This window comes from Orenia marismortui DSM 5156, from assembly GCF_000379025.1.
Classification (GTDB): domain Bacteria; phylum Bacillota; class Halanaerobiia; order Halobacteroidales; family Halobacteroidaceae; genus Orenia; species Orenia marismortui.
Genome location: NZ_KB900617.1, coordinates 266,466 through 283,199, shown reverse-complemented (window position 1 = coordinate 283,199; position 16,734 = coordinate 266,466). Strand labels below are relative to the sequence as shown.

At 32.5% G+C, this 16,734-nt stretch carries 15 protein-coding genes; all 15 read left to right on the top strand.

The genetic code is table 11. The features are described from left to right. The first annotated feature begins 397 nt into the window (after positions 1-397). The 15 genes from OREMA_RS0101255 (at position 398) to OREMA_RS0101185 (ending at position 16,724) form a co-directional block, all read left to right on the top strand. Positions 398-1,171, top strand: coding sequence for a Rossmann-like domain-containing protein (locus OREMA_RS0101255; protein WP_018247470.1), 774 nt, complete (start codon positions 398-400; stop codon positions 1,169-1,171). A 259-nt stretch (positions 1,172-1,430) separates the two neighbouring features. Beyond that, positions 1,431-2,249 (top strand): molybdate ABC transporter substrate-binding protein, encoded by an 819-nt coding sequence (modA, locus tag OREMA_RS0101250; RefSeq protein ID WP_018247469.1) that lies wholly within the window; start codon positions 1,431-1,433, stop codon positions 2,247-2,249. Positions 2,250-3,431: 1,182 nt separating this feature from the next. Further along, complete coding sequence (gene nifV / locus OREMA_RS0101245) at positions 3,432-4,508, top strand: homocitrate synthase (protein WP_018247468.1); 1,077 nt, start codon at positions 3,432-3,434, stop codon at positions 4,506-4,508. 188 nt (positions 4,509-4,696) lie between these two features. Continuing rightward, positions 4,697-4,936, top strand: a complete 240-nt coding sequence (locus OREMA_RS16950; protein WP_018247467.1) for a MerR family transcriptional regulator — start codon at positions 4,697-4,699, stop codon at positions 4,934-4,936. 189 nt (positions 4,937-5,125) lie between these two features. Further along, the gene (locus OREMA_RS0101235) at positions 5,126-5,323 is read left to right on the top strand and encodes a hypothetical protein (RefSeq protein ID WP_018247466.1); all 198 of its coding nucleotides are present in this window, start codon (positions 5,126-5,128) and stop codon (positions 5,321-5,323) included. A gap of 14 nt (positions 5,324-5,337) precedes the next feature. Beyond that, positions 5,338-6,672 (top strand): type I glutamate--ammonia ligase, encoded by a 1,335-nt coding sequence (glnA, locus tag OREMA_RS0101230; protein WP_018247465.1) that lies wholly within the window; start codon positions 5,338-5,340, stop codon positions 6,670-6,672. 160 nt (positions 6,673-6,832) lie between these two features. Further along, positions 6,833-7,558, top strand: a complete 726-nt coding sequence (locus OREMA_RS0101225) for an NAD+ synthase (RefSeq protein ID WP_018247464.1) — start codon at positions 6,833-6,835, stop codon at positions 7,556-7,558. A gap of 68 nt (positions 7,559-7,626) precedes the next feature. Then, complete coding sequence (locus OREMA_RS0101220) at positions 7,627-8,961, top strand: ammonium transporter (protein ID WP_018247463.1); 1,335 nt, start codon at positions 7,627-7,629, stop codon at positions 8,959-8,961. A 133-nt stretch (positions 8,962-9,094) separates the two neighbouring features. Beyond that, positions 9,095-9,433: a P-II family nitrogen regulator gene (locus OREMA_RS0101215; RefSeq protein ID WP_018247462.1), complete on the top strand. Its 339-nt coding sequence runs from the start codon at positions 9,095-9,097 to the stop codon at positions 9,431-9,433. A gap of 197 nt (positions 9,434-9,630) precedes the next feature. Further along, positions 9,631-10,797: an N-acetylglucosamine-6-phosphate deacetylase gene (gene nagA / locus OREMA_RS0101210; protein WP_018247461.1), complete on the top strand. Its 1,167-nt coding sequence runs from the start codon at positions 9,631-9,633 to the stop codon at positions 10,795-10,797. 310 nt (positions 10,798-11,107) lie between these two features. Then, positions 11,108-12,025 (top strand): ornithine carbamoyltransferase, encoded by a 918-nt coding sequence (argF, locus tag OREMA_RS0101205; RefSeq protein WP_018247460.1) that lies wholly within the window; start codon positions 11,108-11,110, stop codon positions 12,023-12,025. Between the two features lie 646 nt (positions 12,026-12,671). Beyond that, positions 12,672-13,712 carry a peptidoglycan DD-metalloendopeptidase family protein gene (locus OREMA_RS0101200; protein WP_018247459.1) on the top strand — a complete coding sequence of 347 codons (1,041 nt, stop codon included), beginning with the start codon at positions 12,672-12,674 and terminating at the stop codon, positions 13,710-13,712. 121 nt (positions 13,713-13,833) lie between these two features. Beyond that, entirely contained in the window at positions 13,834-14,718 is an 885-nt protein-coding gene (ilvE, locus tag OREMA_RS0101195) for a branched-chain-amino-acid transaminase (RefSeq protein WP_018247458.1), read from the top strand. A 209-nt stretch (positions 14,719-14,927) separates the two neighbouring features. Beyond that, complete coding sequence (locus OREMA_RS0101190) at positions 14,928-15,377, top strand: ACT domain-containing protein (protein WP_018247457.1); 450 nt, start codon at positions 14,928-14,930, stop codon at positions 15,375-15,377. Between the two features lie 57 nt (positions 15,378-15,434). After that, positions 15,435-16,724: a homoserine dehydrogenase gene (locus OREMA_RS0101185; RefSeq protein WP_018247456.1), complete on the top strand. Its 1,290-nt coding sequence runs from the start codon at positions 15,435-15,437 to the stop codon at positions 16,722-16,724. The last annotated feature ends 10 nt before the right edge of the window (positions 16,725-16,734 follow it).

The following is a 16,734-nucleotide window of genomic DNA, read 5'->3' as shown; positions in this document are numbered from 1 at the left end:
TAGATATGATAATATTTTCGATTTGAAGAGAGTTTAAATACTTTTGCAGACAGCTATTTTTATTTTACATTGTTTTGGTCATTTGCTTAAAAGGTGAATAGGGCTTTGTTCATAATCATTGAAATGTGTCACATTGCTCATCTGCAGGAAGCTTATCCTAGTTCTTTATCAGGAGGGGAAAAAGAACGGATTGCTTTAGCTAGAATTTAATGAGTAAACTCGATTTATTGCTATTAGATGAGCCTTTATCTTCTCTAGACCAAGAATTGAGTAAGTGATTACAGCAAGAGGTCAAGAGGATTCAAGAAATCTGGCAGATCCCTTTTATATATGTAACTCATAATCAAGAGGGAGCAGAATTTTTGGGAGATAAAATTTTAAGGGGTGGCAGAGCAAGTTGGGGAAAGGAGATGATAAGATGGGAGTTTTAGCAAGAGCCAAGGAGAAGTTTAAAGAGATAATTATGGAAAATAAGTTGTTAAACCAAGATATAATGATCAGTGCCCGAGGTTTATCCAGTGAAGAAGCTATTGGTAATCCTAAGCGAGATGATTTTCCTTTATTAACAGGGAAAGAAGTAATGATTCAAGCGGAATTTAATGGAAACTATGGTCAGGCGTTTACTGACCATCCTGGTAATTTTCAAGGGGATTTACAGGAGATTATTGATTTGCCATTAGAGAATAATTATCAGCGAGGATTATTGCTTGCTACAATTAATGCTGTGTTGCGTAGCCTTGCTTTGGCTGAGAAGACTATTCACTGTAAGAATGAAGAGCCTGAATTATGTGCTAGAGAAATGGCTAAGTGGATTTATGATAATTTAAATAATATAGATAAGATAGGGATTATCGGCTATCAACCTGCTATTTTAGAGGCCTGTACTAAGTTTTTTGGCGCAAAGCAGCTTATGATAACAGACTTAAATCAGAAGAAGATTGCTACTAAGAGCTTTGGTGTTGAAGTTTGGGATGGGAGTAAATATAATCAGAGGTTGATTCAAGAAGCTGATTTAATTTTATTTACAGGTTCTTCTATTATAAATGGTTCGATAGATGGTCTTTTAAAGATGATTAGTGATTATCAAAAGAATTACTTTATCTTTGGGAATACAATCTCAGGAGTTGCTAGCTTATTAGAGTTGCCTCAGTTATGTTTTTATGGGAGGTAATTAGAGCAAATGTTTAAATCTGGTGTTATAGATAGATAAAGCGACAGTTTAGGAGTTAGGAAATGGGAGGTAGGAAGACCTTACTATCCCCTATAACCTAACTCCTATCACCTAAAAATGTCGCTATATATCCATTGAGTTTCATTTTAGAATTGTTTAGCTATAAATAATTGAGAGTTGAGAATTAAAAATTTATCTTTTAATTTTTGCTTCTTAATATTGAATTATAAGACTATAAGATTAAAAGAGAGGATGATTAATGATGAAAAAATTGATAATAGGAGCTTTAATCGTAGTGATGATGCTAATGGCAGGCTGTCAAGGAAGTAAAAGTACTGCTAATAGTAATGAGCCCACTACTATTAGAATTATGGCTGCCGCTAGTTTAACTGAGGTCTTTAATGATTTGAAAGCTGAATTTGAGAAGAAATATGATGATATTAAATTAGAGATTAATTATGCAGGAAGTCAGGCTCTATATAGTCAGATTACATCTGGAGTTACATCTGATATCTTTGCTTCTGCTAATATCAAGTATATGAATCAATTAGATGAAGCTGATATGGTAGCTAATCCTACTATCTTTGCTCGTAATAAGCTGGTTATCGTTGTTTCTAAGCAAACACAAGCAGAGATTAATGGAATTAAAGACTTGCTACAGGATGGGATTAGTCTAGTAATTGCTGATAAATCTGTTCCAGTAGGTAGGTATACAGTCCAGATGCTAAATAAACAAAATGACAATCCTCAGTTACCTTCAAATTATAAGGAGAAGTTCTTTGCTAGTGTAGTTTCTAAAGAGTTGGATGTTAAGAGTGTATTAGCTAAGGTAGAGTTAGGAGAGGCTGATGCAGGAGTAGTTTATAAGACTGATGCTAATGCCAGCGATAAGGATAAGGTCAAGGTGGTTAATATTAAGGATCAATATAATGTAATTGCTACTTATCCAATTTCACCAATAAAAGGGATTGATTCAGAGCATCAAGAGGCTGCTGCTAAGTTTTTAGATTATCTTTACTCCCAAGAAGGAGGAGAGATATTAGAAGGGCATGGCTTTATTAAAGTAAGTAGAGATTAAGGAGAATAGTGAAACAACTAAGCTACTTGCAAGTGCTGTATTATTTCGTACTATTAAAGAAGGGTAAAAATTGTGATAATTTAAAAGGGCTAAGGAATAATCAAGTATATTCTGTTTCAATGGCTATCTTTAACTGTTTTGATAGGGATCTTCTTTAAATAAGTTGATAGAAACTGTTTCTTTGTAGTTGTTTTATAATGATGAGCTAACTTTAGAAGAGGTAAATTAGTGATTGGATTATAAGTTGTAGCTGGTTATCAGGCTAGAAATATGATGTTATAGAGAGAGGGTGCTATACTTTTCCTATATCCAATCTAAAAATTGACATTAATATTTTTAAAGCTAAGAGCTATAAAGGAGCAAATTTCAAACCAATTAATGTAAATAATTAATTTTAAATTATGCTATACTGCTAATGTAGATATCCAACCTTAAAGTGAAATAAAAATAAACTAAAAACTTTGAAACCACAAATGGTCACGCACCCTGAAGAAGGACCTTAGAAATTAAAATCCCGTGAAGGGTTGTGTTTTCAAACCCGAAGAATTGATTTTTATTTTCTGAGGAAGTACTCTTGGGGTGAATACACACGAATAAGAACAATAAAAAGATAAAATCTTAAAATATTTATAAAGGTTTAAGGTCTAAAAGATTTTTTGGAATCTTTTATTAGTGCTAATTCGTGTTCATTCGTGGTAAAAATAAGGTTTTAATTTACTTTTTAGAGTTGTTTATATACATGTCTTAAATATGCAAGAATATTAACCTGAATGAACAGCCTAATTATAGCATTTGTGAATTAATGTAATCATTTTTGCTCATTTATAGCTAAGAGATATAAGTGGCTTGGCTGGGAATTCATAAAAGGGAATAACCTAAGAAAACTAATGGATGAAATAAGTGATCATTACATATCATTTCAGGAGCAAGACTAAAAGATTAATTACTACAGGATAGTTCACACTATAATGTTAACTATATGCAAAATAAATCTAAAACTATCAAAAAAGTAAGTTGGGTTGTTGATAAATAGTTCACATTAGAGTATAATTAACATAAACATAACATGAAATGTTATGAATTTAGATTGGAGTTTACACAGAGTGGAATTATATAATGTAAAAGATGAGGGGACAGTAGACTTTTGAAATGATTAACACTAAGAAAACGGGAGGTGAGGTGATGAAAGATTTCTATATTGTGGATACTACCTTACGTGATGGAGAGCAAACTGCCGGAGTAGCCTTTTCTAAAAATGAAAAAGTAGATGTAGCCCGAAAATTGGATGAAATAGGTGTTGATGTTATTGAAGCTGGAATACCCATTATGGGCAAAGAAGAGATAGAGGCTATTAGGGAAATAATGAGTTTGGGTCTGAAATCTTCTATATTGACATGGAATAGAATGAGAAAGGAAGATATTGATAAATCGATATTGGCTGGTGCGAAAAATGTGCATATTACAGCCCCAGCATCAGACATTCATATCTATCGAAAATTAAATAAAGATAGAGGATGGGTGCTTAGTGAGTTGGAGAAGATAGTAAACTATGCCCTTGAAAAAGGTTGCAATGTTTCAGTAGGGGCTGAAGATGCCTCTAGAGCAGATTTCCAATTTTTGGTTCAGTTCTACAGTATTGCCCAAAAAGCGGGGGTTAGCAGGGTTCGTTACGCAGACACTGTAGGGAGATTAGACCCTATATCCACATATGATAATATTAAAAAGATAAGAGATTTTATAGATGCCGAAATAGATTTTCATGGGCATAATGATTTTGGGATGGCCACAGCTAATGCTTTAAGTGCTTTTAAAGCTGGAGCCAAATATATAAGTTGTACTGTTAATGCTTTGGGAGAAAGGGCGGGGAATGCTGCTTTAGAAGAGGTGGTAATGGCCTTGAAATGTATTGAAGGTTGTGAGAGTGACTTCAAAGTTAAGGGGTTGAAAGGATTATCAGAGATGATAGAAGATTATTCTGGCAGAAGAGTATCTGCCAATAAACCTATCGTAGGTGAGGGGGTCTTTTCTCATGAGTCTGGTATACATGTTGATGGTTTATTAAAGGATTCTTCAACTTATGAATTTTTATCTCCAGGCGATTTGGGGAGGGAAAGAAGATTTATAATTGGTAAGTTTTCAGGAGTGAGTTCTATTATGCATAGATATAAAGAATTGGGTGTTTCCATAAGCAAAGAGCAAGCTGAGTTAATTTTGAGAAGTATAAGGTCTCGTCAAAGCAAAGTTAATATTACTGTATAACTCTAGTGATATATATTGTTTGGGGCTATTATTTTAATTATAAATAAAATTTTAATGAGAACTTGACCAATATACTTTCTTGCGTAGAATTAAGGTGCGGTTAATATTTGCATAAGACTATTTTCTGGCGAGGGGTGGTTGAATGAAGATTTTGTTTGAGGGATTATTTATATTGAGGAGAGGGTATTATGCTTGATGTAGGCGCAGATACTCCTGCTTATACTATTGGTGTAGTTGCAGATATGACTGACTTAACAGCCAGACAGATTCGTTATTATGAAAAAGCAGAATTGATAAATCCGGTTAGAACCAAAGGGAATCAAAGGTTATATTCTAAAAATGATGTTGAAAGACTTGTCGAAATTAAAGAATTATTAAACAAGGGTTTAAATGCGATAGGAATAAAAAAAGTTTTAGAGGATCAATGAGATGTTAGGTGTATTGGATTGTTTGGGGTTAAAGGGTTCGATATTTTTATTTTTAACTTCTCATGTCATGTTTTTGTTAATTTTTTTAGAAAAAACTTGACATATTATCACAAAAAGATTATACTTAACATATAGTTAACATATAGATAACATCAAAAACAAATTTAATAAATTAGCGAGGTGATTTTAATGTGTTTTGTAATGAAGAATGTTAATGTAACTAGTGATCAGGGAAGTTATAGGTCTGATGTTGTTGTCAAGGATAATCATGTTGTAAAGGTTGGCAAATGCATTAAAATGGATGGCGTTAAGGAAATAGATGGATCAGATGTAGTTTCTGAAACTATTATAAATTGGTTTTCAGGTCAGAAGAAAGATTTAATTTAAAAGGAGGAAAAGAAATGAATAATTTAACTAAAGAGGATGTATTAAAGAAAGCAAAAGAGTTGAATGTTAAGTTTATCAGATTACAATTTACAGATATATTAGGGATAATTAAGAATGTGGCAATTACAGTTAATCAATTAGAGGATGCATTAGATGGAAAGATTATGTTTGATGGATCTTCAGTAGATGGTTTTACTAGAATAAATGAATCAGATATGTATTTAAAGCCTGATTATGATACTTTTACAGTATTTCCTTGGAGACCAAAGGAGGGTGGTTCAGTAGCTAGATTAATCTGTGATGTTTACAAACCAGATGGTACTTCTTTTGGTGGTGACCCACGTCAGGTATTGAAGAAAGTTTTAGATGAAGCTAAAGAGATGGGCTATGAGATGTATGTTGGTCCTGAACCAGAATTCTTCTTATTTGAAAAGGATGAGAATGGAGAAGCTACTACTATTACTAATGATCAGGGTGGATATTTTGATTTGGCTCCAATGGATGCAGGCCAAGACCCAAGAAGGGATATAGTTTTAGCTTTAGAAAATATGGGCTTTGAGATGGAGGCTTCTCATCATGAGGTGGCACCAGGGCAACATGAGATTGATTTTAAATATGATCATGCTTTAAGGACTGCTGATAATGTGGCTACCTTTAAATTTGTAGTTAAAGCTATTGCTGATAGTCATGACTTACATGCTACATTTATGCCAAAGCCAATCTTTGGAGAGAATGGATCAGGAATGCATGTCCATCAATCATTATTCAAAGATGGTGAGAATGCTTTTTATGATGAAGATGATAAATTAGGTTTGAGCCAAGTTGCTAAATATTATATTGGTGGCTTATTAAAACATGCTAAAGCAATTGCTGCAATTACTAATCCGACGGTTAATTCTTATAAAAGATTAGTGCCAGGATATGAAGCACCAGTTTATTTAGCTTGGTCTAGTTCTAATCGGAGCTCTTTAATCAGAATTCCAGCAGCTCGTGGATTAGGAACTAGATTAGAAATGAGAAATCCTGATCCATCATGTAACCCTTATTTAGCTTTTGCTGTTATGTTAAAAGCTGGTTTGGATGGAATTAAGAATCAGATTGAACCACCAGCAGAGGTTTTAGATAATATCTATACTATGAATGCTGACAGGAAAGAAGATTTAGGAATTGAGAGCTTGCCTAGTAGTCTTAAAGAGGCTCTTGATTATTTAGTAAATGATGAAGTAATTCAAAGTGCTTTAGGTGAACATGTCCTAGAACACTTCTTAGATGCAAAAATTATTGAATGGGATATCTACAGAACTCAAGTTCATCAATGGGAATTAGATCAATACTTAAGAGTATATTAGGAGCTTTTAAGTGTTGACTAATTATATATAATCTCACTCTTCAAAGACTTAGAGAACTCTTGCTTTAAGCAAAGTAGTGGAGTAGTTTTAGAAGTAGAGCTAAGAGTTCTCTGGGTTCTAAAAAGTGGGACAGTAAATAGTTTTTAAGGGAAGTGATAAATTGTTGGATAAAAATTATGAAGAAATTATAAAAAGTTTAATAGCTTGGATTCAAGATAAGGTAAAAGATGCTGGAGGAAAAGGTGTTGTAGTTGGTTTATCAGGTGGGATAGACTCATCAGTGACAGCCACATTGTGCAAAAAGGCCTTTCCTGATAATACCTTAGGATTGATTATGCCTTGTGGGAGTAAGCCTCAAGATAAAGAGGATGCTCAGTTATTAGCAGATAACTTTGAGATAGATTATAAAGAGATTGACTTAGAATCTGTTTTTAATACTATGTTAGAGCTGCTTGATCATTGTGAAAGTAAGAAGTTAAGCCGTGCTAATATCAAACCAAGGTTAAGAATGACTACTTTATATTATTATGCTAGTTTAAATGATTATTTAGTTGTAGGGACAGATAATCGAAGTGAGTTGAAATTAGGTTACTTTACTAAATTTGGCGATGGAGGAATTGATTTAGCTCCCTTAGGTAATTTAGTTAAAAGTGAGGTTAGAGAGGTAGCTAAAATTTTAGGGATTCCAGAAAGTATTATTACTAAAGCACCATCAGCTGGTTTGTGGGCTGGTCAGACAGATGAGGATGAGTTAGGAATTACTTATGAAGAGATTGACCATTATATCTTAACTGGAGAGGCTAGTTCTAAAGTAAAGGAAATAGTTGATAACTTAGAGGCAAAAAATCATCATAAGTTAGCTTTGCCTCCGATTCCAAAGTTTTAATGTTAAGTTAATTTTGAGGTTTATAAGCTCAATTATAAATAAATAATACAATAAGGAGAGTGTAAGTGATGAGGAGAAGAGTAGTTAGTTTAAGTTTATTGTTAATGTTAGGGGTGCTTAGTTTATCATCAGTTGCTTTTGCAGCAGATGCAACAGCAGAGAGTAATGCAATTGCAATTGATACAATTTGGACTTTATTAGCAGCATTTTTAGTATTTTTTATGCAAGCAGGATTTGCGATGGTAGAGGCAGGATTTACTAGAGCAAAAAATGCTGGAAATATTATTATGAAGAACTTGATGGACTTTTCTGTAGGTTCATTGATTTATTGGATCTGTGGATTTGCCTTTATGTTTGGGGCAGGGAATGCTTTTATAGGAAGTAAAGGGTTCTTTTTAAGTGGTAGTTTTGAACATCTTGGATTAGATATACCTTTAAGTGCTTTCTGGTTATTTCAGGCAGTATTTGCTGCAACAGCAGCGACTATCGTATCAGGAGCTATGGCTGAAAGAACTAAGTATAGTGGATATTTAGCATATAGTGCTGTGATTACTGCAATCATCTATCCTGTAGTAGGACATTGGATTTGGGGTGGTGGCTGGTTAAGTGATATGGTTGACTTTGCTGGTTCCACAGTTGTTCACTCTGTAGGTGGATGGGCTGCTTTAGCAGGAGCAATGGTTTTAGGGCCTAGAATTGGGAAATTTAATGAAGATGGTTCTGTAAATGCAATGCCAGGCCATAACTTATTAATGGCAGCATTAGGTGTATTTATCTTATGGTTTGGATGGTTTGGATTTAACCCAGGTAGTACAGTAGCTGGTACTGACTTAAGTATTGCTGATATTGCAGTAACTACTAACCTAGCAGCAGCAGCTGGAGCAGCATTAGCTATGATTACTAGTTGGATCAAGTATGGTAAAGCAGATGTAAGTATGACTTTAAATGGTGCTTTAGCTGGATTGGTTGGAATTACAGCTGGAACTGCTAATGTAGACAATTTTGGTGCAGTAGCAATTGGGGCTTTAGCTGGAGTATTGATTGTTTATGCAGTAGAGTTTATAGATAAAATACATGTAGATGATCCAGTTGGAGCAGTAGCTGTACATGGTGTTTGTGGAGCTTTTGGAACATTAATGGTAGGATTATTTGCAACAGAGGGTGGCTTGTTTTATGGAGGAGGAATTGCTTTATTCCTTACTCAATTAAAGGGTGTAGTTGCAGTAGCAATTTGGACCTTTACAACAGCATTTGTTTTATTTAAAGTAATTGCTGGAACTATTGGATTAAGGGTTTCTGAAGAGGAAGAGTTAGAAGGATTAGATATTACTGAGCATGGTTCAGTATCTTATCCAGATTTTGTACCATTACACTGGAAGAGTGTTAAAGTTAGCAAGAAGTAAGTGGTTAGGAGTTAGTAATTAGTAATTAGTAATTAGGATTAAGGAGTTAGCAGTTATGAATAAGGAGTAATAATTTAACTCATTACTGCTTACTCCATTCCTTGTCACTGAACTTAAAAAAGGAGTTGAGAAGATGAAGAAAGTAGAATGTATTATTAGGCCTAGTCGAATAGAAGAGTTAATAGTGGCTGTTGAGAAGTTAGGTATAAATGGTTTAAATATTACTCAAATTGCTGGATATGGTAAGCAAAAAGGTGCTACTAATATCTATCGTGGAGTAGAATATGAGGTAAAGTTAAAAGAGAAATTAAAAGTAGAGATTGTAGTAGAAGAAGATAAAGTTGAACCATTGGTAGATGCAATTTTAGAGGCAGTAAGAACTGATGAGGTAGGAGACGGTAAGATATTTATCTATCCAATAGAAGAAACTATTAGGATTAGAACTGGAGAAAAAGGTGTAAAGGCTATCTAAAGGTAAAAATATCCTTCTTACAAATTTGTAAGAAGGATATTTTTATTTGATTTGAAATGAAAATTTGTAATGATGATTCTCATCTGATTATTTTAGAAATATTTAAAATCTATTGGAAGGAGTATTAATAAATTGTATAATTTAATTTAGAGATAAATATTATTATAGTTGTTTTTTATTTCGATAAGGAGGATATAATGGATAGTATTCTATTAAAAAATGCTAATATTATAAGCGAAGATCAGATTATAAGAGGTGGAAATCTAAAAATAGAAGATGGAATAATAACTCAAATTGATGATATAGATAATTTTGATAGCTCAACTCAGATTATAGATCTAAAAGGCTTATATTTAGCACCAGGATTTATTGATATTCATACTCATGGTGCTGTGGGAAAGGATACTATGGATTGTGATTATAATGTTTTTGAAGTTATTGCTAAATACAAAGCCAGCAAAGGTACAACCTCTTTCTTATTAACTACTCTAACTGCTAGTCAAGAAAAAATATTAGATGTAGCGAAGCTGCTAAATAGATATCTTCATAGAGAAGATTCTTTAGGTAATATTCTTGGTATACATCTTGAGGGACCATACATCAATATAGATAAGAAGGGGGCTCAAAATGCCAAGAATATTAGAGTAGCTAATACCTATGAATTAGATGAGATAATAAATATATTAGGTAACAAGCTTAAATTAATTACATTAGCACCAGAGATAGAGGGGGCTAGCAAATTAATTCCTTATGCCTATAAACAGGGGATAGTTGTATCTGTTGGTCATAGTAATGGAAGTTATGATGAGATCAAAAGAGGATTTAACTGTGGAGTACGTAGTGCTACCCATCTATTTAATGGGATGAGAGGATTACACCATCGTAAACCAGGTGTAGTTGGGGCTTGTTTAGAGGATGACAGAATAGCAGTAGAATTAATTGTTGATAATCACCACCTTCATCCTGCTATAGTTAAGCTTGTCATTAAGATGAAGAGTTTCGAAAAGATTATTTTGGTTAGTGACTCTATGAGAGCTACCGGTATGCCAGATGGTAGCTATGATTTGGGAGGATTAGAGGCAGTTATTAAAGATGGTGTAGCTAGGCTTTCTGCTGGAAATTTAGCTGGAAGTACCTTGGATTTGAATGATGCTCTAAAAAATTTGATTGATATTACAGGATTAAATTTAGTAGAAGGAATTAAACCCTTAACTCTTAATCCTGCAAAATTATTGGGTATTGCTGATAGCAAAGGAAGTATTAGTATAGGAAAAGATGCTGATTTGGTAGTATTTGATCAGGATTTTAATGTGCTAATGACTATAATAGCAGGGAGAATAGTTTATAATGTATTGGATAAGTAAAGGTGAGGATTTTTTATTTTAGTATAATTATTACTATAATATATAGCTGAAACTTAATGGGTATAAAGTGACATTTTTAGGTGATAGGAGTTAGGTTATAGGGGATAGTAAGGTCTTCCTACCTCCCATTTCCTAACGCCTAACTCCGAAAGTGTCGCAATCTTTATCTATTCTTTCACTATTCTATTTACATAAATGTATTTTGAGATGCTTATATATTTATTTTAAAAATAAAAAAGTAAAAGAGATGTTGAATAATTATACTTTATAATGTATAATTATAAAAAAAGAAGAGAAGGGAGTAGGGAGAATGAAGGATTTATTGACTATTAAGGACTTAAGCTTAGAAGGGATAAAGCAAATCTTTGATTTGTCAGCTAAACTAAAGAAAGAAAAACAGGAAGGTATTGAACATAAAATTTTATTAAATAAGACTCTAGGGATGATCTTTGCCAAATCTTCAACTAGAACGCGAGTATCTTTTGAGGTTGGGATTTATCAATTAGGTGGGCAAGGAATCTTTTTGAGTTCAAATGATATTCAATTGGGACGAGGAGAGACAATTGAAGATACGGCCAAGGTATTGTCTCGTTATGTTGATGGTATTATGATTAGAACTTTTGCTCATAGTGATGTAGAAGAATTAGCAAAGTATGCTGATATACCTGTAATTAATGGCTTGACAGATTCGTATCATCCATGCCAAGCTTTAACAGATTTATTTACAATTAAAGAAAATAAGGGTGAGCTAAAAGGCTTAAAAATGACTTATATTGGTGATGGTAATAATATGGTTAATTCCTTATTATTAGCAGCAGCTAAGGTAGGGATGGATATATCTATTGCTTCTCCTAAGGCTTATAAACCTCAAGAAGATGTAGTATCTGTTGCTAAAGAAATTGCTCAAAGTACTGAAAGCAAGATTGAGATAACTAATGATATATTAATAGCGGCTAAAGATGCCGATGTATTATATACTGATGTATGGGCAAGTATGGGTGATGAAGATGAGGTTGAAGAACGACAAGCAGCTTTTGCTAACTATCAGGTCAATTCAGAAGTGATGTCAGTAGCGAAGAAAGATGCTATTTTCTTACATTGTTTACCAGCTCATCGTGGAGAAGAGGTAACTGCAGAAGTAATTGATGGAGGTCAATCTATAGTATTTGATCAAGCAGAAAATCGCTTACATGTACAAAAAGCTATAATGGCTACCTTAATGGAATAAATATATGAAAACTGTTGACAAAATTGTCAGCAGTTTTTTCTTTATTCTAGCTGTATTAATTTAGATTTGAGTTGTTAAATATTAATTCTGGCAAAAAGAAGTTATAACTAGTAACTTATGGGTATCAGTTGCTAGATGGAAAACCCTATATCCTATATCCTATATCCTATGACCTATACCCTATATCCTATATCCTATGACCTATACCCTATATCCTATATCCTATGACCTATACCCTAACTCCTAACCTTTATATATTTTAATAATTACCATTGTTAGCTAGATTATAAGTTGATATAATTTTATTATAAATTGATATAATAAATATATATTACATAAGACTATAAAAATTATAAGCTTAATATAATTTATTGTTACTTTGGAGGTGCTATAATAAAGTTAAACTTTATGAGCTTTGAGTCGATTATAAATTATATGATTCTGGGTAATCTAAAAATACTTAGAAGAAAAATATTATTAATAACTGTTTATATTTAAATTTAAAGGTAAATTATTTTATAATAATTTATATTTTAAAGTCGAATTCTTAAAGGAATTATAGAGAAAATGTAGAATTAATAGATATAATATATTCTTTTTGAAAGATTATTTGAATTTTAATAATAATTATAGGGAGGCTTGACAAGTGAAATGTAATCATATCATTATTGCTATTTTAATTACTATATTAGTATCTTCTTCTATAGTAATGGCTGAGGCTAATTATAGAGTATTACAGCAAGGTATGGAGGGAAGAGATGTTAGGGAGCTCCAAGAAAATTTAGTTATGTTAGGTCATAGAATAATCATTGATGGTAAATTTGGACCAGCTACTAAAAGAGCAGTTATTCAATTTCAAAATAAATCTAAACTACCTAGTGATGGTATTGTTGGACAATCTACCTGGGAGAGTCTAAAAGAAGCTATTAGTTTTGATAAATATAAGGTAAGAAGTGGTGATACATTATCTGCTCTGGCACATACATATGATGTACCAGTAACGGTGATTAAGGAAGCTAATAAATTAAGTTCTGATACTATTAAGATAGATCAAGAGTTGATTATTCCTAAAACTGCTTTAGGTGGGCCTATTGATACAGATTTTTATGAGATTGTATCTTATAAGGTTCAAAGAAGAGATACATTAGATAAATTAGCAAGTAGATTTCATACCACTATTAGAACCATAAAAAAAGTTAACAATTTAAAGACAGTTCATATTAGAGAGGGAGAAATTATTAAAATTCCTAAATTAGTAATTGACCTTTCAAATACTTCTAGAAACACAACTAGTGTAAAAAAGGATTTTATTTGGCCAGTTCGTGGAAGGATAAGTTCAGGCTATGGTTGGAGAGTACATCCAATCTTAAATAAGAAGCATTTCCATGGAGGGCTTGATATAGCTGTGAAAAGAGGAACTTCAGTAAAAGCAGCTAAGTCTGGAGTAGTATTAGGTAGTGGATGGGTTAGTGGTTTTGGTAAGACTGTTACAATTGATCATGGGAATGGAGTTGTAACTTTGTATGCTCATAACTCTAGATTATTAGTAAAACAAGGACAAAGAGTAAATCAAGGGCAGATTATTGCTAAGTCAGGTAGTACAGGAAGAAGTACTGGACCACATGTTGATTTTAGAATTTTAATTGATAATAAACCTGTTAATCCATTGAAATATTTAAATAAATAAGAGTGAAAGATGTTATTGAAGGAGTAGAAGCTAAAATAAGCATTCTACTCCTTTTTTAGTTGCAAATAGGTTTAAGATTAATTATAATAATAGATAATACTTTATGGAAAGGGTGAGAATTTTGAGTAGTCAAAAGATATTTTTAAATGATGAATTAGTAGAGAAGTCAGAAGCTAAAATTTCAGTATTTGACCATGGATTCTTATATGGTGATGGTATTTTTGAAGGTATTCGTGCTTATAATGGAAGAATCTTCAGATTTGAAGAACATATTAAACGTTTATATGAATCAGCTAAAGCAATTATGTTAGATATACCAATGACTCCAGAAGAGATGAAAGAAGCAGTAATTGAAACAATTAAAGCAAATGAATTAGAAGATGCTTATATTAGGTTAGTAGTATCTAGAGGAGTAGGAGATTTAGGATTAGACCCTAATAAATGTGATAAAGCAACGGTAATTATTATTGCTAGTGACATTACTTTATATCCTGAAGAATTTTATCAAAATGGGTTAGAGGTAGTTACTGTTCCGACAAGAAGAAATATTCCAGAAGCCTTAAATCCAAGAATTAAATCCCTTAATTATTTAAATAATATTCTTGCCAAAATTGAAGCTAATCAAGCTGGTGTTTTAGAAGCAATTATGTTAAACAATGAGGGTTATGTAGCGGAATGTACAGGAGATAATATTTTTATCGTAAAAGATGGGGTATTAATGACTCCTCCTACATATATAGGAGCTTTAAAAGGAATTAAACGGGGAGTTGTATTAGAGGTAGCTGAGGAATTAGGTTTAGAGGTTAAAGAAGAGGTATTTACTAGACATGATATCTTTGTAGCAGATGAGTGTTTTTTAAGTGGTACTGCTGCTGAGGTTATTCCAGTAATTAAAGTAGATGGTAGAGTGATAGGAGAGGGAACTCCTGGCGACTATACTAAAAAATTAATTAAAGAGTTTAGAAAGAAAGCAGAAACTACGGGTGCTCCAATCTATAGTAAATAGCTTTTGCTAAAACACAACCTATTTCAATAGGTTGTGTTTTTTAAAAAATACTATAAAAATCCTTGCAAGTTAAGATTAATAATGTTATAATTTTAGAAAATGTACACACAACAAAAACACAAGTGTAAAATGAGTAAACAAAAAATTATAGATTCATCATATCTGCGATATAAATGAAATTAGACTAAGATTTAGATTGGGGGTAGAAGGTGGAAGACAAATTTTATATAGTTAATGAGAAAATTTTATCTGATGCGATGAAGAAGACAGTTAGAGTCAAAGAATTATTAAAGACTGGTGAAGAATTTCAGATAAAAGAGGCAGTTAAGAAAGTAGGCTTAAGCAGAAGTGCCTATTATAAATATAAGGATTATATTTTTCCTTTTGTTTCAGAAGAAGAAGAGGAATTAGTAACCTTGTCATTATTGGTAGTTGATCAAGAAGGTATTTTATCAGAAATTATATCTAAAATTGCTGAATATCATGCGAGTGTATTAACTATAAATCAGGATATTCCATTAGCAGAAGTTGCCCACATAACCATGACAATCAAGGTTGAGAAATTATCAATTTCTTTAGAAGAATTATTAGCTAAGATAAAGGATATAGTAGGGATTAGAAGAGTAGAATTGATTAGTAAAAGTTTTAAAAGTAAGTAGTTTTCATCATTATTTGATATATTAGAGCTACTTATGAATAATAAGGAGGAGAGAAGATTGGATAATAAAGAGATAAAGATAGGTCTTTTAGGTTGTGGTACTGTTGGTTCTGGTGTTTATAAGATATTAGAAGGTAATGCTGATAGTATTAGTAAAAAGTCAGGTGCTAAGTTGGTGGTTAATAAAATTTTAGTCAAAGATAAGACTGAACCTTTAGTAGTTGATGTTAATAAAGACTTATTAACTGAAAACTTTGAAGATATATTAAATGATTCAGAGATAGAAATTGTTGTAGAGGTAATCGGGGGAGTAAATCCTGCTAGAGATTTTGTCTTAAGATCGTTAAAAAGTGGTCGCAGTGTAATCAGTGCAAATAAAGAGCTAATAGCTAAACATGGAGAAGAATTATTAGCTGCTGCAGAAGAAAATGAAGTAGATTTCTACTTTGAAGCAAGTGTGGGGGGCGGGATTCCAATAATTAGCCCTTTAAAGGAAGATTTGGCTGGTAATAAGATTACGAAAGTAATGGGAATAGTTAATGGAACAACAAATTATATCTTAACTAAGATGGACCAAGAAGGGGCAGAGTTTGATACTGTATTAAAGAAAGCTCAAGAATTGGGGTATGCAGAAGCAGATCCAACTTCTGATATTGAAGGCTATGATGCAGCATATAAATTAGCAATTTTGGCTTCCATTGCTTTTGAATCTAGAGTTAATATTGATGATGTCTATATGGAAGGTATAACTAAGATAACAAAAGAAGATATTACTTATGCTCGTGAATTGGGTTATAAGCTTAAATTATTAGCTATTGGAAAGCAGAATGAGGGAATAGAACTTAGAGTACATCCTACTTTCTTACCCAAAGAACATCCTTTGGCTAAGGTAGATGATGTCTTTAATGCTATCTTTATAGAAGGTGATGCAATTGGTGAAGCAATGTTCTATGGTCCTGGTGCTGGACAGATGCCAACAGGTAGTGCAATTGTAGGAGATGTAATCGCTGCAGCACGTAATATTAATTATGGTGCTCAGGGTAGAATAGCATGTACATGCTTTGATCAAAAGGAAGTAAAGAATAGAGAGGAAGTAGAAAGTAGTTTCTACATTAGATTAGATGTTATAGATAAACCAGGTGTTTTAGGAGAAGTTACGGGATTATTAGGTAATAACCAAGTAAGTATTGAATCTGTAATTCAACATGGTAGAAGTGATAATAGTACTGTACCATTGGTCTTAGTTACTCACCAAATAAAAGAAGGTAATCTGCAGAAGGCTTTAGAAAAAATTAAGTCTTTAGAAGATGTTAAAGAAATCGCAAGTTTAATTAGAGTAGAAGAATAAAATTAATAGG